Origin of the sequence: Rhizobium sp. B230/85 (genome assembly GCF_019355735.1) — a bacterium.
Classification (GTDB): Bacteria; Pseudomonadota; Alphaproteobacteria; order Rhizobiales; family Rhizobiaceae; genus Rhizobium; species Rhizobium rhododendri.
In genome coordinates this window covers 240,088-266,104 of the sequence record NZ_CP072157.1, presented here as the reverse complement: position 1 = coordinate 266,104, position 26,017 = coordinate 240,088, and the positions used below count along the sequence as shown (strand labels likewise).

At 56.5% G+C, this 26,017-nt stretch carries 22 protein-coding genes; 8 read left to right on the top strand and 14 right to left on the bottom strand.

The genetic code is table 11. The annotated features are described in order from the left end of the window. The first annotated feature begins 446 nt into the window (after positions 1 to 446). From J5289_RS19425 to J5289_RS19395, 7 genes are all read left to right on the top strand, one after another. Entirely contained in the window at positions 447 to 818 is a 372-nt protein-coding gene (locus J5289_RS19425; protein ID WP_209186927.1) for a hypothetical protein, read from the top strand. A 229-nt stretch (positions 819 to 1,047) separates the two neighbouring features. Continuing rightward, complete coding sequence (locus tag J5289_RS19420) at positions 1,048 to 2,436, top strand: MATE family efflux transporter (RefSeq protein WP_247749920.1); 1,389 nt, start codon at positions 1,048 to 1,050, stop codon at positions 2,434 to 2,436. A 243-nt stretch (positions 2,437 to 2,679) separates the two neighbouring features. Next, positions 2,680 to 3,543, top strand: coding sequence for a site-specific integrase (locus J5289_RS19415; RefSeq protein ID WP_111220930.1), 864 nt, complete (start codon positions 2,680 to 2,682; stop codon positions 3,541 to 3,543). 4 nt (positions 3,544 to 3,547) lie between these two features. Next, on the top strand, positions 3,548 to 4,735 hold the full coding sequence (locus J5289_RS19410) for an IS91 family transposase (RefSeq protein WP_219276612.1): 1,188 nt from the start codon (positions 3,548 to 3,550) through the stop codon (positions 4,733 to 4,735). 387 nt (positions 4,736 to 5,122) lie between these two features. After that, positions 5,123 to 6,080 (top strand): IS630 family transposase gene (locus tag J5289_RS19405; RefSeq protein WP_209207353.1). Its coding sequence is split into 2 segments (ribosomal slippage): positions 5,123 to 5,464 and positions 5,466 to 6,080, totalling 957 coding nucleotides; the frame shifts between segments, so codons are not numbered across the junction. A gap of 300 nt (positions 6,081 to 6,380) precedes the next feature. Beyond that, positions 6,381 to 6,611 (top strand): hypothetical protein, encoded by a 231-nt coding sequence (locus J5289_RS19400; RefSeq protein WP_219276610.1) that lies wholly within the window; start codon positions 6,381 to 6,383, stop codon positions 6,609 to 6,611. Positions 6,612 to 6,661: 50 nt separating this feature from the next. Further along, positions 6,662 to 7,786 (top strand): IS5 family transposase, encoded by a 1,125-nt coding sequence (locus J5289_RS19395; RefSeq protein WP_209208106.1) that lies wholly within the window; start codon positions 6,662 to 6,664, stop codon positions 7,784 to 7,786. A gap of 411 nt (positions 7,787 to 8,197) precedes the next feature. On the opposite strand, the gene J5289_RS19390 is transcribed toward J5289_RS19395, so the two are convergent. The 6 genes from J5289_RS19390 to J5289_RS19365 all read right to left on the bottom strand — a co-directional run bounded on the left by J5289_RS19390 (position 8,198) and on the right by J5289_RS19365 (position 15,775). Next, positions 8,198 to 8,851, bottom strand: coding sequence for a TetR/AcrR family transcriptional regulator (locus tag J5289_RS19390; RefSeq protein ID WP_209187012.1), 654 nt, complete (start codon positions 8,849 to 8,851; stop codon positions 8,198 to 8,200). A gap of 58 nt (positions 8,852 to 8,909) precedes the next feature. After that, positions 8,910 to 10,469, bottom strand: coding sequence for a DHA2 family efflux MFS transporter permease subunit (locus J5289_RS19385; RefSeq protein WP_209187013.1), 1,560 nt, complete (start codon positions 10,467 to 10,469; stop codon positions 8,910 to 8,912). Further along, positions 10,466 to 11,611: an HlyD family secretion protein gene (locus J5289_RS19380; RefSeq protein ID WP_209187014.1), complete on the bottom strand. Its 1,146-nt coding sequence runs from the start codon at positions 11,609 to 11,611 to the stop codon at positions 10,466 to 10,468. The genes J5289_RS19385 and J5289_RS19380 overlap by 4 nt, the downstream gene beginning before the upstream one ends. Positions 11,612 to 12,152: 541 nt before the next feature. After that, a complete protein-coding gene (locus J5289_RS19375) occupies positions 12,153 to 12,392 on the bottom strand; it encodes a flagellar hook protein (RefSeq protein ID WP_209188262.1) in 240 nt (79 codons plus the stop codon). Between the two features lie 60 nt (positions 12,393 to 12,452). Continuing rightward, positions 12,453 to 13,688, bottom strand: coding sequence for an HlyD family secretion protein (locus J5289_RS19370; RefSeq protein ID WP_209229499.1), 1,236 nt, complete (start codon positions 13,686 to 13,688; stop codon positions 12,453 to 12,455). Next, positions 13,685 to 15,775, bottom strand: coding sequence for a peptidase domain-containing ABC transporter (locus tag J5289_RS19365; RefSeq protein WP_209207899.1), 2,091 nt, complete (start codon positions 15,773 to 15,775; stop codon positions 13,685 to 13,687). The genes J5289_RS19370 and J5289_RS19365 overlap by 4 nt, the downstream gene beginning before the upstream one ends. A gap of 514 nt (positions 15,776 to 16,289) precedes the next feature. Here J5289_RS19365 and J5289_RS19360 point away from each other — a divergent pair. Continuing rightward, positions 16,290 to 16,673 carry a hypothetical protein gene (locus tag J5289_RS19360; protein ID WP_209207646.1) on the top strand — a complete coding sequence of 128 codons (384 nt, stop codon included), beginning with the start codon at positions 16,290 to 16,292 and terminating at the stop codon, positions 16,671 to 16,673. A gap of 23 nt (positions 16,674 to 16,696) precedes the next feature. Here J5289_RS19360 and J5289_RS19355 read toward each other — a convergent pair whose 3' ends face one another. From J5289_RS19355 to J5289_RS19320, 8 genes are all read right to left on the bottom strand, one after another. Next, positions 16,697 to 19,831 carry an efflux RND transporter permease subunit gene (locus J5289_RS19355; protein WP_209207645.1) on the bottom strand — a complete coding sequence of 1,045 codons (3,135 nt, stop codon included), beginning with the start codon at positions 19,829 to 19,831 and terminating at the stop codon, positions 16,697 to 16,699. Between the two features lie 4 nt (positions 19,832 to 19,835). Continuing rightward, the gene (locus J5289_RS19350; RefSeq protein WP_247750582.1) at positions 19,836 to 21,002 is read right to left on the bottom strand and encodes an efflux RND transporter periplasmic adaptor subunit; all 1,167 of its coding nucleotides are present in this window, start codon (positions 21,000 to 21,002) and stop codon (positions 19,836 to 19,838) included. A 212-nt stretch (positions 21,003 to 21,214) separates the two neighbouring features. Beyond that, a complete protein-coding gene (locus J5289_RS19345; RefSeq protein WP_307877439.1) occupies positions 21,215 to 22,036 on the bottom strand; it encodes a DUF3313 domain-containing protein in 822 nt (273 codons plus the stop codon). Positions 22,037 to 22,129: 93 nt separating this feature from the next. Then, positions 22,130 to 22,456 carry a cupin domain-containing protein gene (locus tag J5289_RS29905; protein ID WP_374108603.1) on the bottom strand — a complete coding sequence of 109 codons (327 nt, stop codon included), beginning with the start codon at positions 22,454 to 22,456 and terminating at the stop codon, positions 22,130 to 22,132. 167 nt (positions 22,457 to 22,623) lie between these two features. Further along, a complete protein-coding gene (locus J5289_RS19335) occupies positions 22,624 to 23,199 on the bottom strand; it encodes an isochorismatase family protein (RefSeq protein ID WP_209188325.1) in 576 nt (191 codons plus the stop codon). 185 nt (positions 23,200 to 23,384) lie between these two features. Next, the gene (locus J5289_RS19330) at positions 23,385 to 23,990 is read right to left on the bottom strand and encodes a HAMP domain-containing sensor histidine kinase (RefSeq protein WP_219276608.1); all 606 of its coding nucleotides are present in this window, start codon (positions 23,988 to 23,990) and stop codon (positions 23,385 to 23,387) included. A 165-nt stretch (positions 23,991 to 24,155) separates the two neighbouring features. Then, complete coding sequence (locus J5289_RS19325) at positions 24,156 to 25,280, bottom strand: IS5 family transposase (RefSeq protein ID WP_209230093.1); 1,125 nt, start codon at positions 25,278 to 25,280, stop codon at positions 24,156 to 24,158. A 50-nt stretch (positions 25,281 to 25,330) separates the two neighbouring features. Then, positions 25,331 to 26,011 carry a HAMP domain-containing protein gene (locus J5289_RS19320; protein WP_247750862.1) on the bottom strand — a complete coding sequence of 227 codons (681 nt, stop codon included), beginning with the start codon at positions 26,009 to 26,011 and terminating at the stop codon, positions 25,331 to 25,333. Between the last annotated feature and the right edge of the window lie 6 nt (positions 26,012 to 26,017).

Here is a 26,017-nt window from a genome sequence, read left to right as displayed (position 1 = left end):
ATGCTAGGCCCATTTAGGACGGCGGAAGTTCTTCGCCTAAGCGAATCTTGAACTTCGAACCCATTATGCGTCGAATTTTAGGGTGAATCAACGGATGTCAAAGCGTAAAGGACATTTATGGAACACTCAGTTCCAGCGACAGCTCTATGTTCAATACCAATTCACCGTAAGAACACTATATAGCAGGTGCACGTTGCCACGCATGTGCGCCACCGCAATTCCCACTTCCTGTCCTCGTGATTCGAACGACAGTCGACAAGGGGACCACTGCCGTACTGCCGCAGTTTGATCCGTAAAAGTGGCTCCAACATTTTGTAACAACAAACGACACACTGCGACAGTAGCAAGGCGCATAATGTCATTGAGCTTCGCATCGCCTCCAAACATTGATCTAACTTGGTCGCAAAATAGGACCGGGTAGAGCGTTTTAGTCAAAGGGAAAATTCATGACACGTTATGTCATCGCGTTCACCGCGGCCGCTGCTCTAACCGCTATCGCCGCCGTACCAGCCTTCTCGCAGGTCGTAATATACGATGGCGAGCCCTCAGATCCCTACTCGGTCGACGGGAACACCGAATCCAACTTTCTAAACTCGTGGAACCGCCATCATGACAATCGGAACCGCTCGTCCGGGCAACAGTCTAGCTTTGGACCGGATGACGTCATCACCTTGCTTGAAGGTCGCGGCTACCGAGTGAGGAATGTTCAGGATGTCGGCGAACGTTATCTAGTCAAGGCAACCCGCGGCGGCGACAACCTGCTTGTGAGCGTATCGCGGACTGGCGATATCATGGGTGTTGTGCACGACCAGAGATAAAAGTAACACGGGATTTCGCACCATTAAGAGCTAACTCACATATTGATTCCAGGGTCATAGCGTGTCAGCTTTGATTTCCGAACGGCTCAAAGCTCAGATGCGTCCTAACCTTGAAAACGTTTCAAGGACGCTGATCCGATGAGCGTGACTTGGGCTTGAATGGGCACTAAGATGAGGGTGCCATCCATGGATAGATTTAGAGATTAACGCGTAGGGACAAGGGAACCCGATGACAACGGCAACGGACGCCATTGCCCAACCGCCGCCTATGAATCCACGCATCCGGCGCATGCTAACAGATCCGATCCTGCCCATGCTTGTTCGCCTAGCCTGGCCAAACGTTCTTATCATGCTGGTACAGGCGTCAACTGGGCTCATAGAGACTTGGTGGCTATCCCATCTAGGTACCGATGTGCTCGCCGGAATGGCGCTCGTGTTCCCTGCAGTCATGCTGATGCAGATGATGTCTGCCGGTGCATTCGGCGGAGCAATTTCGTCAGGGATTGCACGAGCGCTCGGCGGAGGTCGAAACGCGGACGCAAATCAACTTGCGACCCACGCCGTCATTATGAACGTCATTCTTGGCTTCATATTTACAGCGATCATGCTGACATTCGGACGGCGTATTTATCGGGCGCTGGGCGGCGGTGGCAGTGAGATCGAGGCTGCTCTCATCTATTCCAATGTTGTTTTCAGCGGGATGGCATTGGTTTGGCTGATGAATGGCCTAGCTAGTATCGTGCGTGGTACGGGCAACGTGCTTGTACCGGGTATCGTCACCTGCGGCGGTGCGATTGTGCTTGTTTTTGTGTCGCCGGTCCTCATTTTTGGCTTCGGGCCAGTCCCCGCCATGGGGGTTGCCGGTGGAGGATTGGCGTTGGTGCTCTACAACTTTTGTGGCGCCGCTATTCTCGGATGGTATATTTTGTCAGGCCGGAATGCCGTTGTTTTCGGACGTGATGCCTTGCGCTTTGATCACTTGCGAGACATAGCGCGGCTGGGCGCCGTTTCATCTGTCAACTCTGTGCTCACGAATGTCACGATAGGCGTGGCAATGGCGATTGTGGCTGCTCATTCAAGCGTGCAGGCAGTCGCAGGCTTCGGTACCGCTGCACGGCTTGAATACCTTCTCATGCCCGTAATATTCGGGATCGGCGCGCCGATGGTTGCGTTGATAGGGACCAATATCGGCGCCGGTCAGTGCGATCGAGCCATCAAGATTGCGTTAACGGGCGCTGCTCTATCGTTTGCAATTACGGAAACGATTGGTATCATCGCGGCGATATTTCCTCATGAATGGATTAGTCTGTTCAGCCATGCTGCCGGAGCTATCGATACAGGCGTCAGCTACCTGCAGGTGATCGGGCCCGTCTACGGGTTCTCCGGGATGGGCATGGCTCTTTACTTTGCTTCCCAAGGGGCAGGCCAGCTGCGTTGGCCTATGTGTTGCGGATTGCTCCGGCTGGCCGTTGCAGGAGTTGGCGGATGGCTTGCGGTAGAGATTTCAGGCTCGCTACAAGGATTATACGCTGCCATGGCAATCGCACTTGTTGTCTATTCCACACTTTTGGCGCTGGCGATACGCTCTGGCGTTTGGTTTCACGCCTCCGCCGGATGAGGGCTCGGGCTCCCTGAGGCCGCCGTCGTCCCACGGCCAGCATTAGCCAAGTTCGCCCTTGTAGGCGCACAACGAACTGCACACCCGAACCAAACTCTAGCCAACTAGAGCGTCGGGCGGTTTCTGTGAATCTGACGATTGAACTAAGCCGCTGATCGCGGCGATTTGCGGCGGGCTTTGACGAGAGCGCCCTGACTGAGAGGATGGTTGTGTTGCAACCCACCCTTCAGACAGGAGGCCCCGATGGCTGAGATAAGCCCTCTTCGCCGCCGGATGATTGAGGACATGACGATCCGCAATTTGTCCCCGGCGACCCAAAGATCCTACATCAGTGCAGTCCGGAAGTTCAGCCGCTATTTCTCCCGATCACCTGATCGGCTTAATCTCGACGACATTCGCACGTTCCAGGTTCACCTTGTCTCGACGGGGATATCGTGGGCATCGTTAAATCAGATCGTGTGTGCTCTCCGATTTTTCTATGGCATTACCTTGGCCCAAGACGATGTCCCTGAGCGGATTCCATACGCGCGCAAACCCCGCAAGATCCCCGTTGTTCTGTCGGCGGACGAGGTGGCCCAATTTCTTGAGGCCGTCTCCAGTCTCAAGGCGCGTGTAGCGCTGACCACAGCTTATGCCGCTGGCCTCAGGGTCGGCGAGGTCTGTGGTCTGAAGATCGAGGATATCGACAGTTCCCGGATGGTGATCCATGTTCGTCATGGCAAAGGCGCCAAAGCCCGATACGTCATGCTGTCAAACGAGCTGCTGGGCATTTTACGCAGTTATTGGCGTCTATCGCGACCCACCGGGTTCCTTTTTCCAGGGCGCGATGCCGACAGGCCGATCGAACCGACCGTTTTGAACGCCGCCTGTCGTTCAGCGGTTGCCGCTACTGGCCTTTCAAAGCGGGTCACCGTCCATACGTTGCGGCATTCCTTTGCAACGCACCTTCTGGAGAATGGCACCGATATCCGGATCATCCAGGTCTTGCTTGGCCATGCCTATCTATCCAGCACTGCGCATTATGCACAGGTGTCCACCGACACCATCAGGTCGACCGCCAGTCCCCTTGACCGTTTGCGATTGGAGGTGACCCCGCCGGAAGCGTAGCAGGTTGCGTCCCGCCTTCGAAGTCGCCGACATCTTTCGGTGGCATGGTGGCCCTTACAGACGCGAGAACGCCGGTCATCTTGGCCGCGGCGAACGACGTGTCATGGGAGCGATAGAAGCCTGCCGGACACCCAGGCTTGGCGGTCACGTCAATGCCTGCGATAAGTGCGGCAAAACCCGCATCTCCTATAACTCCTGCCGCAATCGTCATTGCCCAAAGTGTCAGGGAGCTGCTCGCAAGGAATGGGTCGATGCTCGCATCGCCGATCTCTTGCCGGTCCCCTATTTCCATGTGGTCTTTACGATGCCACGTGGTGTCGCTGAGATCGCCTTCCAGAACAAGGCGGTCGTCTATGCATTATTGATGCGGATCTCGGCCGAGACCCTGCAGACCATCGCAGCTAACCCCAAGTGGCTGGGCGCAGAGATCGGTGTAACCGCTGTGCTCCACACCTGGGGCCAGGCCATGACCCACCATCCCCATGTCCATTGTGTCGTACCGGGCGGAGGCCTCTCACCAGACAGAACAAGGTGGATCAATTGCCGATCGGGCTTCTTTCTACCCGTGCGCGTGCTGTCACGTCTGTTTCGCCGACGCTTCCTGACAGCTCTCGCTGAAGCCTTTGCCAAAAACGAACTCCAATTCTTCAACGAACTCGCTCATCTCAACGATAGCAAGACATTCGCCCGCCATCTTGCCCGCGCTCGCAGCATCGAATGGGTGGTCTACTCAAAGCCCCCATTCGGCGGTCCAGATCAGGTACTTGCCTATCTTGGCCGCTACACCCATCGTGTTGCCATCGCAAACAGCCGCATCGTCCATGTCGATGACGACCATGTCGCCTTCAGATGGAAGGATTATCGTGGAGACGGTCGCGACCGTGAGAAGATTATGTGGCTTCATCCCCACGAGTTCATCCGGCGCTTTCTCCTTCATGTGCTTCCGGATGGCTTCCACCGCATGCGCCACTTTGGCTTCCTCGCCAATTGTCATCGGCGCGATCGTATCGCTCTCTGCAGAAGCCTCCTCGGCCAACCATCACCGACAGGCGAGCGATCCCATTCGACAAAATCTCAGCAGGCCCATTCCTTCGAATGCCCCGATTGTCAGCGCCCCATGCGTCGAACTGGCGTCACCGTTGCCCCTGTACCACCGCCTCGGCCATCATCCTTCTGGTGCGATACTTCATGATGTCAGACAACCGCAACCATCACAGCATATTCCCACTCGTCCAGCGCTGTGCCGGCGATCGATATCGCTCGACCCCCGCAAGATCGAACCGCTTCAGATCCCGGTACATTTGGCCCACAGGTTGCAAGGTCTCCGGCAAAACGCTCCCGAATGTCCATTCTCAGGATCAGCGACACCCTTGGAGCAATCGGGACGGCATGGTTCCGGCTCCGCCGACATAGGGCCGCTTCTCAATTCCCCATAGCAGCGTCCAACAACCCGCGTCTTAGTTCAATCCGGCTTACATGAGGCCGCCCGAACCCGCCGCGCTGTCCCATGCGACCTCAAATAACCCTCCAGATTCCCTTGGCTTCGATTTTATGATTCAACATGGCAGGAGGACTTGCCATGTCTCGCGCCTATTCTTCGGACCTTCGCCAGCGGATTGTTGATGCGATCACGCAAGGCGAAACGCGTCGGGGAGCCGCTGCTGCTTTCAAAGTCTCGCCCGCCACGGCTGTTCGGCTTAAGCAGCGGGCGGATCGAACGGGCTCGGTCGAGCCGTCCCGGCGCGGTCGGCCCAGCGGCGGCGGCAAATTGGGCCCTTTCCAGGATGCCATTATCGCCAAGGTAGAGGCGCAACCGGATATAACCATGCCCGATCTGGCGATTTGGCTGGAAGAGCATCATGGTGTGAAAGCTGATCCTTCGAACCTGTCAAAGCTTCTTTGCCGGGTGGGCTTCACCTTTAAAAAAAACACTGCTGGCATCGGAACGCGAACGCGCCGACGTGCGCCGGGAGCGCGATGAGTGGCGCAAACGTCGCCAACCCGCTATGCAGCAGAGCCCCGGACGTCTCGTCTTCGTAGATGAGACTTCGGTCAAGACCAACATGACACCACTGCGTGGCCGGAGCATCAAGGGCAAGCGCCTGCAGGCGGATGCGCCTTTCGGCAAATGGCACACCCAAACCTTTATCGCCGGTCTGCGCTGCGATGCCATCACGGCACCCTTTGTCGTCGATGGGGCCATGGATGGAGACAAGTTCGACACCTACGTGCGAACTCAACTCGCACCGACGCTTGAACCAGGCGACGTGGTGATCTGGGATAACCTCAACGTCCACAAAAGCCCCCGAGCAGCGGCGGCCATCGCCGAAAGGAAGGCATGGATACTCTTCCTGCCGCGATATTCGCCAGACAACAATCCGATTGAAATGGCCTTTTCGAAGCTCAAGGCACTCTTGCGGAAAATGAAAGCAAGGACTTACGACGATCTCTGGAAAGCCGTCGGAAAAGTCTGCGACCTATTCACACCGCAAGAGTGCTGGAACTATTTCCGCCAGGCCGGATGCGTTGCACATTAATCGCCCGACGCTCTAGTGCCAGCGATCAGTTTCGGTGTTTCGGTATTTACCAAGCTTCTATAGCCACCGAGGGGATCGAAAGTCTTCGGCTTCTCAAGCCTCTGGTCCGGCGTCGTGTTAAAGGACGCGGTCCGTCGCATCGACCTGCGGCTCTCGGCGACTGAATCATTGCCACTGGCCTGGTCCGCGTTCGCTCGCCACTACTTGCGGAGTCTCGGTTCCATATCAACGACTATTCGAGCCGGGCTCGTACGCATTGTTCAACTAATAGTGAGGTTGCCAGTATTTAGAAACAGCCCCTTGATCTCAGTCTGGCCGAACACCGGTGTTCCGTCCGGCGTCATCGGTCGTTGGCCGCAACAGAAGGTGACTTCGGATATCGCCGCCGGTAAAAAGGCTGGCGACCGTGGGTTCGAATGTGGCAGAGCGTCCTTCGACAAGATCCGTGGCGTAGCCGGAGATTTCGGCCATGCCTCCGAGCCGGATCTGATCGCGAACTTAGCAGGATGCGGAAAAAGGCCCTTGCTGTGAACGGACTGCCATGATTCCATGCCTGAGTGATTGGTCGGCAGGAGCAGGACATGCGCGGTAATGATATCCAGACGGCGGGTTTGTTTTCTTATGTGAGCTGCGAAGCCCGGGTTCCGACAAGCCATCCGCTGCGGGCGATCCGCGCGATTGTAGACGAGGCGCTGGAAGTTTTGTCGCCGGATTTCGAGGCGATGTATTCAGCGATCGGCCGTCCGTCGATCCCGCCGGAGAAGCTGCTGCGCGCTCTGTTGTTGCAGGCCTTTTACACGATCCGCTCGGAGCGTCAGCTCATGGAGCAGATGGACTACAATCTGCTGTTCCGCTGGTTCGTCGGCTTGTCGATGGACGCGCCGATCTGGGACGTCACCGTGTTCACCAAGAACCGTGAGCGGCTCTTGGCTGGCGATATCGCCGCCAAGTTTCTGGCCGCGTTGCTGAGCCAGCCGCGGGTGAAAGCATTGCTGTCAGACGACCACTTCTCGGTGGACGGCACCTTGATCGAAGCCTGGGCCAGCATGAAGAGCTTCAAGCCCAAGGACGACACAGATGGTGGCGACACCGACGGCAGCGGCTCTGGCGCTGAAGAGAAACAGCCGCCAGAAGCCAAAGGCCGCAACTCTGAGCGCGATTTCCACGGCGAGAAGCGCAGCAACGCAACCCACGCATCGACCACCGACCCGGACGCCAGGCTTTATAAGAAGGCCCGTGGCCAGGCGGCCAGGCTTTGCCACATGGGCCACGTCACCATGGAAAACCGCAATGGTTTGGTTGTTGACGCCACGCTGACCCATGCGACCGGAACCGCCGAGCGCGAGGCGGCACTGGATATGGTGGGCCGCATGGATGGTCGTCATCGCATCACATTGGCTGCAGACAAAGCCTACGATACGGCCGATTTCGTTGCTGCCTTGCGGGACGCAAAGGTGACGCCACACGTCGCCCAAAACACGACGAACCGACGCTCGGCCATCGACGGTCGCACCACCCATCACCCTGGCTACGCTGTCAGTCAGCGCATTCGCAAGCGTATCGAGGAAGTGTTCGCTTGGGCCAAGACCAGCGGCGGAATGCGTAAGACCCGCCATCGTGGAAAGGATCGCGTCGGCTGGATGTTCACACTGACAGCCACCGCTTATAATCTGGTGAGGCTGCCAAAGCTGCTGGCGACAGCCTAATCGCGCCCGGAATCCGCCGAACCAGGCGGATGACGACAAAATGGGCCGACAACGGCCGCTGAAAAAGCCTCATCACGGCCTGTCTTCGAGCCGTCTAGCCAGGATCGGCGGAAAAATCGGCGCTATTTCCGCGACCTGTTAGATGATGGCGATCCTGTGCGGTTTCCTCGGGTCAAAAGTGACAAATGGAAAAATCGCATGCAGCACCGGTGTGTGATCTGTCTTGTCGATAGCCGCTTCCAAGCAAGGATAGGGGCTCACTCACACAGCTTCAATGCCGAAACCGCACGCTCGGGAAGCCTGTTCGCCAACATCGTTACCTCTGGCGACATCCTTTCCCGCGAGCCCGGCAAGAAACGACGCCGCTCAAGCGACTACCATTATGACTAAATCTAGAGCTTGCTCAAAACCTCAAGCGAACCCGCATCCCCGGAGAAAGAAATCGACTGATTTCCTGGCCCGGGCGATCGCCGCGTCCCTATTCGGGGCGCGTCCGCCGAGTGTATCCTGAATCATCGGCCCTTGGATGAGGTAATAGAACTGATCCGCTAAAAAAACCGCGTCCTCGACGCCGCCGTTGTATAGAAGAGAGCTTAGCCGATCTCGGGAGTACTTTCTTCCAGCAGCTTCCGCGATTTGCATCAGTTCGGGAAACTTTCTCGCCTCGCTGTGAACGAGGAAATAGAGGGCCAGCACTTGCGTATCCAGAAACGCGTCGACCAGCTTCTCGGCGACCGTATGAAGCTCTTCAGAAAGCGTCTTGCCTCCAAGCCGCGACAACTCGGCCGGGGGACGCCGCTGTTTTGTGAAGTCGATGATAACCGCTTCGAATAGGTCGGCTTTCGTGGCGAAGCGCGTGTACAGTGTTCTCTTAGAGCATTTCGCCAGCGCGGCAATGTCATCCGTGCTCGTGCCCTCGTAGCCCCTGTCAAGGAACAGGACCTGAGCCGCGGCGACGATCTCCGCCGTTAAGGCCGCCTCGTTTCCCTTAGCGGGACGCCCTCGTGAACGTGGGCTTGACTGGGAGGTCTTAGCGTCGTTGCCATTATTGACTGTAATTTTCATCGTCTCCTGTTCGTCTCGACATCCTGAAGGTTCCTCATCACAGCACCGATCGCACTGCTCAGTGCATCACCACTGCAGGTCCACGCTGAATCGGTCTCAGGATAAAAACCAGCGGTGTGATGACAAGAAGGGAGATGGCGAAGAAATAGAACATGTCGTTGAACGCCATGACGGTGGCCTCACGAATCATTACCTGAAAAATATTGACGATGGAGAGCTGGACAGATTGCGGATCACTCCCGGACTGAAGGACACGCTCCTGGGCAATGAGGGAATTGGCGGTTACCGACTCCATCAAACGCTGCGTGTGGAGCGAGGTTTGACGGTCTAGCATGGTACCGATCAGGGCCAGACCAACAGAACCACCGAGGTTACGGGCGGCCGTGTAGATTCCTGCGGCGTCCTGCGCTTGTTCGCGGGGCACGGAACGCGTCATGGCCTGATTAAGGAAGATAAGTGTGAACGCCTGCCCGAACCCGCGAAGTAACTGCGAGAAGTTGAAGTCGCCGCCATCGGCACCCGCGGTTAGGCCCGTGTCCACATAACAGCTTACGGAATAGCAGATCAGTCCGAATACGATCGCCACCCTGAGGTCGAGCTTTCTGGTCAGAAGCGGGAAGAACGGGATGATCGCCAGCATCGGAAGGCCGCTGAGGAGGACGACCATGCCCGACTGGAGTGCATTGTATCCGCTGATACGTGCAAGAAACTGCGGTATTAAATAGGTTATCCCATAGAGCGAGGCACCGGTCACGACCGCCATGACAACGACACTCCCAAACGATCTCTGAAACAGGATGCTGAGGCGAATGACGGGTCTGTTAGCGGTCAGCTGGCCCACGACAAGCATGAACAGTCCAACTAGCGCAACTCCCGTCAGCAGTACGATAACCGAGGACTCGAACCAGCTTTCTCTCTGCCCGTCTTCGAGAACGACGGTAAGGCATCCCAGGAACAACGGCAGCCCGACGATACCCAGCCAATCTGCCTTCAGGAGCAATTCGAGATTGGTCCTCGCAGGCGGTAGTCCAAGGGTGAGAAGCAGAAGCAGGCCGACGCCTACGGGCAGATTGAGGAAGAACGCATAATGCCAGCTGGCGTTCTCTGTAAGCCATCCACCAAGGACAGGACCCGCAATGGGGCCTATGACGGCCGTGACCCCGAAAAGTGCTGTGCCAACAGGCTGCTGGTTTGGCGGCAGGCGCAAGGCGATGATGGTCAGGGCGGTCGGTATCATAGCGCCTCCGGTAAAGCCCTGGCCGACGCGTCCCGCCACCATCATTCCGAGAGACGTTGAAAAACCGCAGACCATCGAGAAGCAGATAAACAGCGACGTCATCACCAGCAAGAACTTGCGGAGGCCAAGAAGGTTGGTGAACCAGCCCGAAAGCGGGATCATGACGATCTCCGCGACGAGGTAGGCCGTGGCAATCCATGTGCCTTCCGATCCACTCGCTCCGATTTCACCCTGTATTTGGGGCAGAGCGGAGTTGGTAATCGACACGTCCAGGGTCGCCATCAGCGCCCCGACGATACCCGCGGCGACCGCGGTCCATGCGGCTGCATCTGCTTTTTCGAGCGGATTAACGGCCTCGCCATCCACTGTCATGGCGCTCATTGTCCGACCTCGACCGCTTCGTCTTTCTCATGGCGGCTGCCGCGGGTATCCACCTCGACACTGACGGACAGACCGGGAGTTAGCAACTTTCGCGTATTTGCATTGGCCTTAATCTTGATGCGAACGGGAATGCGCTGAACGATCTTTGTGAAGTTGCCTGTGGCGTTCTCGGTCGGGATTAGGGCGAACTGCGCGCCCGTTCCAGGCGAGAAACTCTCGACTTCCCCATCGAGGGCGCCGGAGCTGATGGCATCCACGCTGATAAGAGCGGGTTGTCCGACACGCATCAGTTCGACCTGCGTCTCCTTGAAGTTGGCGACCAGGTAGATGTCGTTGACTGGAACAAGCGTCATGAGCCGCGTGCCTACCGAAACATATTGCCCGACAGTGACAGACTTGTCGCCGACAACACCCGTAATCGGTGCGGTGATCTCGGTAGCGTTAAGATCGAGCTGGGTTGTGGCCAGCTGCGCTTCGGACTGCCGCACAGCCGCCTCCGACTGTTTGACAGCGGCTCCGGTAGTGTTGATGGCCTCATTAGCAGAGTCCAGTGATGCCTCGGAGACCTTAACCTGCGCAGCCTGCTGGTCGCGCTGACTTGTATAATTGGCTATCTGCTCGTTGGACGTCGCGCCTGAGCGGCCGAGCGACTGATAGCGGTCGACCTGGCTCTGGGCGAACTGCGCCTGGGCCTTTGCCGAGAGGAGCTGGGCTTCCGCTTGACCGACTGACGATATCTGCTGCTTTGCTTCTGCCTGAGCTCTGATTAGGTTCGCCTTGGACGACTCGACACCCGCCTGCGCCTGCGCGACCTTGGCTTGATAGTCTTGGGGTCTGATCTTCAGGAGCTTGTCGCCGACCGCGACCCTCTGGTTCGCGACGACATACAAGTGTTCGACATATCCCTGCACCTTAGGGGACACCGCCGTCTGGTCGGCCTGTAGGAACGCATCGTTGGTTGACTGCAGAAAGCGGCCGACTGTCCAGTAGTTGAAGAACCAAATGGAGCCGCCGACAACCGCCACGAGGGCGACAATCAGGAGGATGCGTTTAATCCGCCGCCTCTCTTCCGGCGATTTAGTCGGCGTGGAGAGGTCTGCGGCCTGTTCCTCGGAAACGTCGCTTTCCTTTTCGACGCGCATTACAATCGCTTTTACCACTAACTGATTACTCCACCACTTTAATGGTACTATATAGTTTATTTAATCGCGATGGATAGTCCCGCTTGGCGACATGCAGCATTCTTGAGAGCTTTTTGGGAGGATACGCGAAAAAAGCCCGGCAAACTGCGGGGGCAGAGAAAGGCGCGAGCCTTGAGGTTGAAGCTGTCAGCCGCCGTGTAACGCTATCCAGTATCCAGCATGTGCTTTACAACAACGAGACTCAGCAAACACGCTCTGCAGATTGATGCTGACGCTGGCGTCGAGAGGCACTGACGAACTTCATCATGCGCGAATCGCTGCCCGAACTTGCCGATGACCGGTACGACAATGGGATCATCAGCAGCCTGATGCTGCAAGCCGGAAGCGGCCTCGAAGTCAGGTGCTTCGACCCGGACTAAGGCTATATGCGGTTTTTTTGTTAAACCTATGTGAGTCTGCTTGCGGGTGGCAACAGCCCTACCAAACCAGGATGGACCGGCAGCCGGGAACCGGCTGCCGGATTTATTGCGATCAGAGACGTTTAGCTAGCAAACGAGCTATTGAAGTTGAAGCCGCCAGACGCGTTGCTGAACGAGAATGTTCCCGCCTTCTGGACGACTTCAGCCGGCAGCGATGCCGAAAACGTGCCCGACTTCGAACCGAAGGTGTAGCTGCCGCTGACAGCACCATCAGCACCGATGGTGACCGTGGAAGCGACCGAAGAGGCGCCGCCGCTCACGAGATCCAGCTGGGCGATGTCGAGTTCGAAGATGTTGTTCATGGTAGTCTCCTTTCAGGTTGGGTGGGGGGTGGCCTGCCTGGCCTTCCCCTCCGTCAGTCATCACCGGCTGCCTATGGCCATCAGAGGGTCCATTATCCAGTCGGTGAAGTGTCGGCGATCTGTCACGATATCGCCGATTAGGGTCATACCGGGGGTCAGCGGACGCTCTTCGCCATACGCGGCAATGCTGGTGCGCTCGAGGCTGACTGTGACCCGGTAGACGGGAGCTGTGAGGGCGATGGGAGCCAGAAGCTCACCCTCGCGATAGGTTGCGCGGGAGACCTGAACGACATGGCCCAAAAGCATCCCGAAACGCTGATATGGAAAGGCATCGACCTTCAGCCGTACCTCCTGCCCTGGCTGGATAAGGCCAGCAGCGCGCGGCGGAACCAGCAGATTGGCTTCCAGGTTGCTGCCACCAGGCACGAGGGCTGCAAGAGGCGATTGCGCGATGGCAGTCTGCCCCGGCTGAGCCTGTAGCGCCGCAACCCGGCCGGCCACCGGCGCGACGACCACATAGGCGCGGTTGACCTGCAATTGCGCAAGGGATTGCTCAAGCTCGCTGCGAAGACCTTGTAGCTGAGCGAGCTTGTCGTCCCTGTCCGCCGGCAGGCTGGCCAATTGCGAGCGGGCATCGACAAGATCGCCTTGCCGCTGTTCCTTCTGCCGCTCGAGTTCGTGGATGACGCTCTCTTGGGCAAAGATCTGCTGCTGGCGGCGCGATAGTTCAAAACGCGTCCCGCCACCGTTAACCTGGAGCTTGGCGTAATGGCCGGTATCGTCTGTTTGCAGGGCTTGTAGCCGGCGTTCAGACTCCAGACGTTGCTCCTGGCTCGCCAGTTCGCTGCCCAGCCCTTCGACACGGGAAGACAGGCGTCGCTCCTCCTGGTCAAAGCGGGCGTTGGATGCCTTAATCTGTGTATCGATGGACTGAATACGGGCTTGCGTCTCAATCCGTAGTTTTTCACCGACCGTGCCGTCTGCGCCGGTCGTCTCCAGCGACAGTTCCACCATCGGCTGGCCCTGGGTGACCAGGTCTCCCTCATGGACAAGGACGCGGGTAACCGTACCGCCCTTGGCGGCGTAAATCTGTGCCAGGCCACCAGTCGGGGCGATGTAGCCCTGCACCGTTTCCTTGCGCGCATAGGTACCGGTCATGAGATAGGCTGCACCGACCACCACGAGGCAGCCGAGGACGGTGGTCATCACCCCATGGCTCACCGGTTGTGCGATCATCACCTCCCCGCCAATGCGGCGACGATGTTCAGTGGCTTCGCTACGGAACAGGGTACTCATGGCACCACCTGCAAAGGGTGGGCCGGCACATCGCGCTTTAGCTCGCGTATATTGCCGTTTTCCACTGCAAAGGCGCGGGCAGCACCTTCGATGGCTCCGGGGCGATGGGCGACCATCACTTGGGTGATTCCGAGCTTGCTCAGCGATTGCATGAGGCGGCGCTCCGACAGGACATCCAGATTGGCCGTCCCTTCGTCGAGAAACAATATGGACGGCTTGCGGTACAGCGCACGCGCCAGGAGAGCTCGCTGCTGCTGCCCACCTGACAGCGTAGATCCGAGGTCTCCCACCAAGGTCATGTAGCCCATTGGCATACACATGATTTCGTCGTGAAGGCCAACAAGCCGGACAACCTCCTCGACCCGAGCGATATCGATCTCAGGATCGAAAAAAGCGATATTGTCGGCAATCGTCCCCGCAAAAAGCTGGTCGTCCTGCATCACCACACCGACCTTGGCTCGGTACGCCCGCATCCCGAAGACGCCGAGCGGGAGGCCGTCCACAAACACCTCGCCCTCACCCGGCGGATAGAGGCCCATCAACAACTTCAAGAGGGTAGACTTGCCGCCGCCAGAAGGGCCCACAAAGACGACGGACTGCCCCGCCTCTATGGAGAGGGATACATCCTTCAGAACCCATGCCTCCCGTTCGGCATAGCGAAAGGAGAGGTTGCGTACGAGAAGTGATCCGGCAAGTGGACGATCCCCCCGGGCTGCGGCATTGAGGGCGGGCTCTGGATCCTGATGCACGACATCGGCCAGGCGCTCTAGATGAAGGCCGATCATGCGAAATTTGAAATACTGGTCGACGAGTGAAAACGCCGCCGTGCTGAACTGGCTCCGATAGGAAAGGAAAGCCAGCAACATGCCGAGCGTCATCTCTCCGCGGATGATGCTGCCGGCTCCGAAATAGAAGACGAGGAGCATCTCGGCGCCCGTCAGGAAGGATAAGCCTGCCGAACCCTTAAGACTGATTTTCTGGACGCGTACATTGTTGTTGATGCTGTCGGCATAGGCATTTTGCCAGACACCGTGGCGTTCCAGTTCACGTCCGAACAGCTTGAATGCCCGCGCACCACGGATCGTTTCAAGCAGGATACCATCCACCTTGGCCTGGTACTGGATACCCTCGTTGGTCAGGCTGCGAAGCCACGGAAAAGTCCCCAAGCGTATGCAAATGACCAGCGCCAGCGAGCCCAGCACAATGCTTGCCAGATAGGGCGCGTAGATCACCATCACGACCAGCGTGATGATCGCCATTAACCCGTCCAGCGCGCCGGACACAAAGCCACCTGTCAGCAGATCCTGAACCGGCTGAAGGGAATTAAAACGCGATAGGATATCGCCGAGACGCCGTTTTTCAAACCACGGGACAGGCAGGCGCATGGCATGACGCAACAGATTGCCGCGCATCTGAAAGGTAAGAAGCGTGCTGAAATGCATCTGCACGTATCCGCGCAACAAGGTCGTGGCGCTCTGAACCAACAGCAGCAATGCCGCGCCGATGACTATGACGTTCAGGAGACTGAAATCACCCTTTGAGATTGCCTCATCGACAATCATCTGGTTGACGAGCGGCGACAGCAGAACAAAGAATTGCAACAGGGCGGAGAGCGCCAAGATCTGCAGCAGGCTCGGAATGAATCCGGCGCTCCTGGACCACAGGTCGGCCAGGCGCACCCGCTCGACCACCTTGCGTTTTCGGAAGGTAGTCGCCGGTGTCAGTTCCAGCGCTATCCCGGTAAAATGTTTCGATGCCTCGTTGAGCGAGAGCCGCCGCTGGCCGCTCGCCGGATCGTGCAAGTCCACCCACCGGCCAGAAGCATGCGTCAGCACGACGTAGTGCGACATATCCCAGTGCAAGATGCAGGGCGTCTTCAGCTTGCCGATATCTGCCATTTCCAGCTTCAGCGGCCGACTGGTCAGACCGAGGTCGTCAGCGACGGCAATAAGCGTTTTTAGCGTCGTACCATTCGCGGATGCGGCGTGGCGGCGACGAAGTTCTGACAAAGTCACCCGATGACCGTGAAAGCCGGCTACCATCACCAGGCACGCTAGCCCGCATTCAGCGGCTTCGGATTGGAGCAACGGCTCAATTCCGTAGCGTTTATGGAGGGCCTTGAGAAACAACTGACTATCTCGCTTTAACGGTGGTGAACGATAAGAAATGGGATGCGATTTCCAACGACCTCACGGGCGCTAGTCTGGCCAACGACCGTCCCGCCAAGACTGGGCCGTCGAGAAGTATTCTACAAGCGGTGGTTAAGTTCTGGGGAGTTGGACTTTTAAATCCAGTTCAGAGCTCGCATCGGACCAAGGGCACTGACTGGTCCCGAGTTCCGTGAAAATGAGTGATGTAAGACATACGACAAAGCTCCCTTGGATCGTTGTCGGCGCTTTATTCCCGGCACTCGTAATTCGTGCGTGGCAATCAAGCTGCCGTGTCCAAAGGTATGGCATGCCTCACTATTGAGTTGGGTCTAGTTATATTGGGAGATGTTGCGGCGGCGCACTTTGCTGCCACAATCAAGATGATATCGGGCTCGAAGGAGGGGCCGAAGGCTCTGGCCCAGATGGATCTGCAGGGGGCGGAGAAGGCGACGTGACGGCCTACCTGCTCCGCATGCGCTACGGCCAGAAACATTGCAGCAAGATTTTCAGCCTTTTGCTTCGGCATCTTCAACTCCGAAGCCTTGCTGGCCCGCTCATTCTCGGCCGCGCACCGATCTCTGGCATTCATATGACTGTGTTGGGATTGCCTTTGGCATTGGCGGCGTGGTCGCGGCAAGTTTGCTGCTTCTGGCCAGCGGTTCCCATAGCTCGGGCGAGCAATGGGAAGGACAGATGCGAAGACGTTCCTGATTCTAGTCGTTTGCCGATGCTTCGGCTGGCATTGTTATCGACAGCGGAGCAGACTAAAGTGGAAGTCAACGGAGGCGTCATCGAGGACCGTCGCCGTTTTTCCATGAAGCTTATCCAGGACTGACCCCTGACTATGTGCCTAAGCCCTCACTCTCCTGCAGACATTTGTAGGCCCTCAACAGCCTGGTCTTGCTTTCGGCTTGTAAACTTCATCACGTAGACAAAGAAGACCGGTACGAAGAATATTGCGAGGAGCGTCGCCGATATCATACCACCGAGGACGCCCGTGCCAATAGCAGTCTGGCTTGCCGACCCAGCCCCAGTGGCTATAGCTAAAGGGACAACGCCAAGTGAGAATGCAAGCGACGTCATCAAAATAGGCCTGAAGCGGAGATGTGCTGCCTCGACCGCCGCGTCAAACGACGATTTTCCAGCAGCCCTTAGGTCTTTAGCGAACTCGATAATTAGAATAGCGTTCTTCGCTGACAAACCCATGATCGTAATCAGGCCGACCTTGAAGTAGACGTCGTTCGGCATATCGCGCAGCATCACCGCGCCAACAGCCCCGATAATCCCGAGAGGGATGACGAGAAGCACTGATATTGGGATGGTCCAGTTCTCATAGAGTGCGGCCAGGCAGAGAAAAACCAGTAGAACTGAAAGACCAAGAAGCATCGGAACTTGCGACCCCGACTGGATCTCTTGCAGGGACTGGCCGCTCCACTCGTATCCAAAGCCCGCTGGAAGCGTCTGCGCGATGCGCTCGACTTCCGTGATGGCGTCACCCGACGAATACCCGTTTGCCGCCTGCCCGCTGAACCGGACTGCGGGGAAACCGTTGTAGCCGACGATCTGTGCGGATCCCTTCGTGAATTCGTATCTCGCAAATGCGGAGATCGGAACCATCCCGCCCGCGGCGTTTCTAACGGTAAGGTTCATAACATCGAAGATAGTTCCACGCTTGTCTGCGTCCGCCTGCACAGTGACACGTTGCATGCGTCCAGAGTTTGGGAAATCGTTGACGTAGGACGAGCCAAGGTTTGTGCTAATTGTCTGATTGATATCGGCGAATGTCACGCCATAAGTATTTGCTTTCTCCCGGTCGATTGTCAGCACAGTTTGCGGCGCGTCCGAAAGGCCCTCAACCATCACGCCTTCGAGAACGGGGCTTTTATGGGCCTCTGCCATGAATTGGTCGCGCGCCTTATTGAGCGCTGCAGTCCCCAGATTTCCTCGGTCTTGAAGCCGGAAAGCGAAGCCGTTGGTGCTACCCAGGCCGGAAATCGCTGGTGGTGACAATGCGAAGGCACTTGCATCCTTGATCATCTGGAAGCCGGCATTAAACTTTGCCGATAGTGCCTGTGCCGACTGCATGGACGTCCTCTCGCTCCAATCCTTGAGAGTGATGAACGCGAGCCCCGCGTTCTCTCCTGATCCGGAGAAACTAAACCCGCTAATCGCTACGATACGCTCAACAGATGTTTCTGAGGTGACGATTTTCTCCATGGCCTTAATGGAATCAAGCGTCCGTTCCGCTGTCGCGTCGGCGGGACCCTGAACTTGGGCCAGCAGCGTTCCCTGGTCTTCATCGGGTAGGAATGACGAGGGCAGATGCAGGAACATCCACGCCGTCACCGCCGCCACGACGGTGTAAATCAGCATCACCCTTCCTGCCCTTCGCAGGAGACTTGCTACCCATCTGCTATACTTGTTCGACCCACGATCAAATCCTCGGTTGAACCAACCAAAGAAGCCCCTCTTCGTGTGAGAATGACCTTTATCGACATGCTTGAGGAACGTCGCGCAGAGTGCAGGCGTCAGTGACAAGGCTAGGAACGCCGAAAAAAGAATAGAGGCGACCATTGTTAAGGAGAACTGCTTGTAAATCACACCGACAGCGCCGGGGAAGAACGCCATCGGTACGAAGACGGCTGTTAAAACCAGTGTGATGCCAATAACGGCCCCGCTGATCTGTGTCATCGCCTTCTTTGTCGCCTCCTTTGGTGAAAGCCCTTCTTCGGTCATGATCCGCTCGACATTTTCAACAACGACAATCGCGTCGTCTACCAAAATCCCAATGGCAAGCACCATCCCGAACATGGTGAGAACATTGATCGAGAATCCAAGGACGTACATGACGCCGCAAGCGCCAAGCAATGCGATCGGCACCACGATGGTTGGAATGACAGTATATCGAAAGTTCTGAAGGAAGAGGAACATCACGGCGAATACGAGAATCATAGCCTCGACCAGCGTCATCAGCACCTGTTCGATTGAGATATTTACGAACGGTGTGGTGTCATAAGGTATTGAATACTCAATGTCACTTGGAAATGAAGGAGCAAGTTCGGTCAGGCGAGCCCTGACTGCGGTGGCTGTCTTCAGTGCATTGCCGCCAGGGGCAAGTTCTATGGAAGCGCCCGCGGCAGGTTTGCCATTGATGCGAACCGATGTCGCATAGCTGTCGGCACCCACTTCAATTCGCGCCACGTCACTGAGTCGAACAGTCGAGCCGTCAGTTTCTGCGCGAAGCACAATCCTACCGAATTCCTCCGGCGTAGTGAGTTGGCCTTTGATCAATAAGGAGCCTGTCGTGCGGCGATCCGGCAAAGATGGGGACGTGCCAAGACGGCCAGCAGCGACCTGCGCATTTTGGGCCTGGATGGCTGCTGTAACATCGGCGGGTGTCAGGTTAAGGCCAAGCAGTTTGTCTGGATCAAGCCACACACGCATGGCGCGCTCGCTACCAAAGAGTTGGGCGTTGCTGACACCAGTAACACGGCGCAATTCATTGGCAATGTTTCGGCTCATGTAATCGCCGAGAGAAATTCCGTCGGTCGAACCACTTTTAGAGGTTAGCGCCACCAAAAGCAGCGTCCCGCCTCCCGCTGTGTCGACATTGATCCCTTGTTGAACAATCGAAGCCGGGAGCCTGGCTTCCACCCTTTTGATGCGGTTTTGGACATCGACGGCCGCTGTTTCGGGAATCGTTCCCGGTTCGAAGGTCGCCGTGATCTTGATGGAACCAGCCGCGTCGGATGTTGATTCATAGTAGAGGAGACGAGGAACGCCGTTGAGTTCCTCCTCCATCAGGCGCGTAACACCTTCGTAAGTATCTTCCGGGGAAGCGCCGGGATACGTGGCCGTTACGGTGATTTGGGGCGGCGCTACATCTGGATACTGCGAAATAGGAAGTAGGAAGAGCGAGATCGCCCCCCCAAGCATAATCGCGATGGCGAGAACCCAAGCAAAGACTGGACGTTCGATAAAGAAGGCTGGCATAGAATTATCCCTCCTTCTTTGCGGCGGAGCTTGTCGAGGCTATCCCGGGCCATGGCTCTGCCTTGACAGACGTGCCGGGGGCAATCTTCTGAAATCCTTCCACCACGACCCTGTCGTCAGTTGCCAAACCCTTGACGACAACCCAGCGGCCTTCAACAATCCAGCCGAGCGTCACGTTGCGAACTTCGACTTTCCCTTTAGCGTCGACAATATATAGCTGAGGTTTTCCGGCAGTATCGCGTTGCACTGCTTGCTCCGGAACAGCGAATGCGCCTTCCAGGGAACCCTGCTGGAGTTTTGAGCGAACATACATGCCTGGAAGCAGATTGTGTTCCGGATTTGGAAACTCGCCTCTGAGGATCAGTTGCCCAGTCTGGGCGTTCACGCGTGCCTCCGAAAATAACAGCTTGCCTTCGTGTGGGTACGCACTGCCCTGCTCCGTCACGAGCTTCATGGCTACCCTCTCCCGACCCACCTCCTTAAGATGACCCGTCTTGATAGCATTTCGTAACAGTATCAATGTGTCGGCGGGCTGGGTGAAGTCAGCGTAGATCGGATCAATCTGTTGGATTGTCGCCATCACGTCTGAGGTTGGGCTGACCAACGTGCCCTCGGTGATGAGAGCGCGACCGATCGTGCCGGTGATGGGAGCCTTGACCTGCGTATACTGAAGGTCGAGCTCGGCCGAGCGCAAATCCGCTTCCGCTCGGGAAACATCTGCGTTGCTCTGGGCCAGCGACGCGATTGCCGTTTCACTGTCATCTGCGCTGGTAACGCCCTTTTGCTGAAGCTGTGTTTGCCTGTCTGACTTTTGGGAGGCCAATTTTCGAGCAGCTACCGCGCTGTCAACAGCTGCCTGAGCTGAATCAACCTTGGCCTGAAATGGAGCCGGGTCAATCACATAAAGGAGGTCACCTTGTTTGACACCAGCTCCCTGCTCGAAAACCCGCCTCAGCACCAGCCCAGTCACGCGCGGGCGGACGTCAGCAGTAACCATCGAGGCAACCCGCCCCGGCAATTCACTGACGACCGGTAGAGTTTGCGGCCTCACCTCTACAACGGACACAGGCGTCGGTGGCGCCGCGACGGCTTTCTTAGTGGCATCCTCATTGCTGCAGGCCGTTAACGAGAGGGCGACGCACGCCCATAATGCAGTCCGCGTTACTGACATAGATAAAGACATGGAATGTCCCCAGGTGAAACTTTATGAAGAGAATTCAGGCCACATCAACCAAAAACAAGACAAACGAGACAGTATCGTTTTCTGGATGAGAAAAAGGTTTCTGAATTCAGCGGGTGGAGGCACCAGGACGCCATATTCAAACAAACACTATCGCTGGCGATTTCAAGTACGACCATCAACGGCTTAACGATTAGCCGCTGCTAATTCTCAGGCATCACTAGCGGCTTTGCCATTTGATCAATTAGAGAGTCTGCGCCCCTTTCGATGCCAATTTTTGAACCCTTCAAGCGCACAAACGTCGCACCAGCGTTCATTGCCATCGGATATTGCTTGGTGACGTAAGAAGACAACAGACGATTGGTCCTGGATTCGTAAATCTCAACGGCGTAGCTCACTGACCCAGCCATTGTCCCTTCCCGGCCTCGAACGGCTTGCGCAGTGTTTACCACGACGCCGCCGACATCCAAATGTGAGAGCGGTCCGAGAATGGGTGTGGTGTCCTTCGCCCCGGTCAGCGTCAGGTGCAGTCTAACGGTTTGGGGACCAGGGCTCTTGACAACTGCAAACCTCGTCTTGAGTCGCGCCGTAAAGACATTCTGCATGTAGTCGGCAAGGACCGACTTGTCAGCGTTTGTGAGCTTGACGAACTGATTGTCTTCACCCCGGTAAATCGTGACCGGATCGATGATGATCTTGGTGTACTGTCGCCAGTCAACGGTGGTTGAGAAGCGGTACGGCACCCGACCAGATTTGTCCTCGGTGTTTGTGCGAAGCTGGGACCTAGATGCAAGTCCTGTGTAGGGCGTCGGATCTGCTGTGGTGCACCCAGATATGATAGAAGACAACGCGGCTAGCGAAATGGCGAATAATAGGGTTTTCAAATGTTGGCTCCAAGGTCGATGGCATCTCTGCCGTTGCCAACTTATTTGTCTGAATGTTGCGGTGTTATTTGAAATGTTCAAAAATGTTCGACGGAAAGTTTGTGCATTTCCCGGCAGTCCGGGTGCGTGGCAGCACGACACCGTAATCTGTTCAAAACGCCGAGCTACATACGTTGGGAGTAAGATGTTGCCCACTACGGGGGTATGTATCCCCAGCCTCAGCGTGCGCCTTGCCTACCCTTCGTAGTACTTCCCCATGTCCTCTGGTGGCGTGGTGATAGCGAGATAAACCAAGGCTCCCTCTCCAGTATTTTCAATACCATGAACGACGCATGGCGGTGTCCTAACGATTTCACCGGCACTGAGAGGGATGGATTGGTCGCCTTCAAGCAACAGCATTCCTTGGCCAGCTTCTATCAACCAAGTCTGTTCTGAGTTGGGGTGACTATGTCGAGCTGAAACTGCGCCTGGCTTCATGGTCACTCTGGTGATGGTCACTTGCGCGTCTGGGGCATTATCCTGACATAGGATTTGCTCAGATTCTTTTCCCGGATTTCGCAAAACTACAGACTTTTCGGCTGCGAGAATTTGAACTTTCAGTTTGATCTCCTGTCAAACGCCTAACCTGTTACCCGCATTACCTTAATCGCCGAAAGACTAGATGCTTTCTACACATTGGTTCGTCCTCCGTAAATCGCGAAAAACGCCTGATCACGGGACGGAGGGATTTACCGCTGCGCTTCGTTGATCGAGTGAATGATTTCCCCTGTTGATCGCACACGCGCGATTACTGGAAAAATTCGGTGGACTGCAAACTCGTGCATTTCTCTACTTAGGCTTGAGCATCCGTCCTCCGCAATAATGACTGAGTACCCGTGCTGCCACGCCTCGCGTGCTGTGCTTTCGACACCAAAATTTGTTGCAATCCCAGCTATTATGACGGCTGTGATACCGCCCCTGTTTAGCAATATATCTAATTCAGTGTCGTGAAACGCGCCCCATTGGCGCTTGGTCACGACAGGTCCGCTCAAGCTGCATACAGCCGACGAAAATTCGGTAAAACGTAGTGGTAGCGGGTCTGGCATCCGACTCTGCGCGTCTGTCGGTTGGCCCGGCAGTTTGGAAAAGTCCATTTTGACGCGAACCGTCAAACCGCCGAATGACGCGACCGCCTTGGCGAGAGCTGCAGCATTTGTCACCACAGTTTCAGAAGAGTGCGGCGCAAGTGCTCTTTGCAATATGCCTTCCTGCAGGTCGATGACCAAAAGCGCGGTGGTCGACGGCGCCAATACAATGTGCCTCAAGACTGACTCCTGTTAAAGCAATTATCCGGTCGCCAATCGTGTGAGTGCGAATCGTTACCTGTCAATACAACCTGTTTGTCATGGCAGGAATATATCACATCGTGCAACAGCACCCCCTCAACCCCAAATTCAGCAAAGCCTGCCAATCTTAATCCGAATTCGCCCAAGCCTCTCGCGAGCGCCTTTTATTCGGTCGCAGCCCCAACTGTATGGTAGCTTCTATTTGGGACAACCGGAAGGCATATAACAACCATTAGGCCGTGCGGCACGCCGTCCGAAAGAGAGAAGCGACCGGAGTGGCCTTTAACCACGATACCTTGAGCGATCGTAAGACCAAGACCAAGCCCTCTTTTTGCGCCAATTTGGCGGGATTCATCTGCCTTAAAGAATGGTTCCAACACTTTTCCCTTGAGTTCGTCCGGTAGGCCGGGGCCGTTATCACAAACGAGAATTTCAACCTCACCCTGATCATTCGTATTGAGTTTCAGTTCTATGCGTGCCGCGTAGCGGGATCCATTCTCAATTAAATTTGTCAAAGCGCGGGTCAAAGCTTGAGGCTTGCAGGTGTGGGTCAATTTTCTGGGACCTATATAATCAACATCAATCCCTGCATCTTGAAAGTCGGAAGCGATTGTTTGTAGCAGACTGGACAGGTCGACTTTACGCGCTTTCTCCGTATCGGACGGATCATTAAAATATGCCAGGCATTCGTCCACCATAAACGCCAATGTGGTAACATCGGCCAGCATAAGATGCCTGAGTTCGGGCTCGGAGCAACGCTCGATACGCATCTTCAGTCGGGTCAGCGGCGTTCTTAACAGGTCGCGGAAATAGCGCCGATTTTTCCGCCGATCCTGGCTAGACGGCTCGAAGACAGGCCGTGATGAGGCTTTTTCAGCGGCCGTTGTCGGCCCATTTTGTCGTCATCCGCCTGGTTCGGCGGATTCCGGGCGCGATTAGGCTGTCGCCAGCAGCTTTGGCAGCCTCACCAGATTATAAGCGGTGGCTGTCAGTGTGAACATCCAGCCGACGCGATCCTTTCCACGATGGCGGGTCTTACGCATTCCGCCGCTGGTCTTGGCCCAACCGAACACTTCCTCGATACGCTTGCGAATGCGCTGACTGACAGCGTAGCCAGGGTGATGGGTGGTGCGACCGTCGATGGCCGAGCGTCGGTTCGTCGTGTTTTGGGCGACGTGTGGCGTCACCTTTGCGTCCCGCAAGGCAGCAACGAAATCGGCCGTATCGTAGGCTTTGTCTGCAGCCAATGTGATGCGATGACGACCATCCATGCGGCCCACCATATCCAGTGCCGCCTCGCGCTCGGCGGTTCCGGTCGCATGGGTCAGCGTGGCGTCAACAACCAAACCATTGCGGTTTTCCATGGTGACGTGGCCCATGTGGCAAAGCCTGGCCGCCTGGCCACGGGCCTTCTTATAAAGCCTGGCGTCCGGGTCGGTGGTCGATGCGTGGGTTGCGTTGCTGCGCTTCTCGCCGTGGAAATCGCGCTCAGAGTTGCGGCCTTTGGCTTCTGGCGGCTGTTTCTCTTCAGCGCCAGAGCCGCTGCCGTCGGTGTCGCCACCATCTGTGTCGTCCTTGGGCTTGAAGCTCTTCATGCTGGCCCAGGCTTCGATCAAGGTGCCGTCCACCGAGAAGTGGTCGTCTGACAGCAATGCTTTCACCCGCGGCTGGCTCAGCAACGCGGCCAGAAACTTGGCGGCGATATCGCCAGCCAAGAGCCGCTCACGGTTCTTGGTGAACACGGTGACGTCCCAGATCGGCGCGTCCATCGACAAGCCGACGAACCAGCGGAACAGCAGATTGTAGTCCATCTGCTCCATGAGCTGACGCTCCGAGCGGATCGTGTAAAAGGCCTGCAACAACAGAGCGCGCAGCAGCTTCTCCGGCGGGATCGACGGACGGCCGATCGCTGAATACATCGCCTCGAAATCCGGCGACAAAACTTCCAGCGCCTCGTCTACAATCGCGCGGATCGCCCGCAGCGGATGGCTTGTCGGAACCCGGGCTTCGCAGCTCACATAAGAAAACAAACCCGCCGTCTGGATATCATTACCGCGCATGTCCTGCTCCTGCCGACCAATCACTCAGGCATGGAATCATGGCAGTCCGTTCACAGCAAGGGCCTTTTTCCGCATCCTGTTAGATCATGCCCTACGGAGCTGAGAACGCGGGTACGGTATTCTACCATGCTTTGGATGCTGTTACGCATTACGTTCAGCGATTCCGCCAAGCTGCGGATCTCCAATGCGCCGTCCGCTTCAAACGGCTCATGAGTATCGTCATCCATACTCACACGCTTTGCCGCGGCCGCGAACCGCCGCAAAGGGTTGGTGATCAGCAAGCCGCTAAAATAGGCAAGAACAAGCAAAGGAACTACAATCTTCAAAAGCCCGCTGGCGACGGCCGGCGCAAACCAGACTTCAGCGGGAAACACTGGTATCCGGAAAACCAGAACACGCCCATAATCAACGCGCACGGCCAGCACATTCGGCTTGGCTTGCCCGGAGAACAAGTGCTTGATTGATGTCAGTATATTTCCGGCCGTTAGCGCTTTAGCTCGCGAAACGAGTTCTTCATGGGAAGAGATATTTCCTTGCCAGGTTAACTGCTCTTCCGCGGGCAAACTTTCGACAGCAACATCCATGCTCGCCGCCGCAGCAAGAACAGCATCCTCTTGCTGCAGTGTTTTAGCACCTTTGAACTGTAGGAACAGTGCTTCTGCTCGCCCGGCGAACAGCCCATTCTGAAACTCGCGATCTTGCCGGCCGTAAATGAAAGGCTCTGTAAACATGGCAAC

Coding starts and splice junctions, on each gene's coding strand:
- J5289_RS19425 (WP_209186927.1), top strand. CDS start 447: ATGACACGTTATGTCATCGCGTTCACCGCGGCCGCTGCTCTAACCGCT.
- J5289_RS19420 (WP_247749920.1), top strand. CDS start 1,048: ATGACAACGGCAACGGACGCCATTGCCCAACCGCCGCCTATGAATCCA.
- J5289_RS19415 (WP_111220930.1), top strand. CDS start 2,680: ATGGCTGAGATAAGCCCTCTTCGCCGCCGGATGATTGAGGACATGACG.
- J5289_RS19395 (WP_209208106.1), top strand. CDS start 6,662: ATGCGCGGTAATGATATCCAGACGGCGGGTTTGTTTTCTTATGTGAGC.
- J5289_RS19390 (WP_209187012.1), bottom strand. CDS start 8,851: ATGAAAATTACAGTCAATAATGGCAACGACGCTAAGACCTCCCAGTCA.
- J5289_RS19385 (WP_209187013.1), bottom strand. CDS start 10,469: ATGAGCGCCATGACAGTGGATGGCGAGGCCGTTAATCCGCTCGAAAAA.
- J5289_RS19380 (WP_209187014.1), bottom strand. CDS start 11,611: ATGCGCGTCGAAAAGGAAAGCGACGTTTCCGAGGAACAGGCCGCAGAC.
- J5289_RS19375 (WP_209188262.1), bottom strand. CDS start 12,392: ATGAACAACATCTTCGAACTCGACATCGCCCAGCTGGATCTCGTGAGC.
- J5289_RS19370 (WP_209229499.1), bottom strand. CDS start 13,688: ATGAGTACCCTGTTCCGTAGCGAAGCCACTGAACATCGTCGCCGCATT.
- J5289_RS19355 (WP_209207645.1), bottom strand. CDS start 19,831: ATGCCAGCCTTCTTTATCGAACGTCCAGTCTTTGCTTGGGTTCTCGCC.
- J5289_RS19350 (WP_247750582.1), bottom strand. CDS start 21,002: ATGTCAGTAACGCGGACTGCATTATGGGCGTGCGTCGCCCTCTCGTTA.
- J5289_RS19330 (WP_219276608.1), bottom strand. CDS start 23,990: ATGCGTATCGAGCGTTGCTCCGAGCCCGAACTCAGGCATCTTATGCTG.
- J5289_RS19325 (WP_209230093.1), bottom strand. CDS start 25,280: ATGCGCGGTAATGATATCCAGACGGCGGGTTTGTTTTCTTATGTGAGC.
- J5289_RS19320 (WP_247750862.1), bottom strand. CDS start 26,011: ATGTTTACAGAGCCTTTCATTTACGGCCGGCAAGATCGCGAGTTTCAG.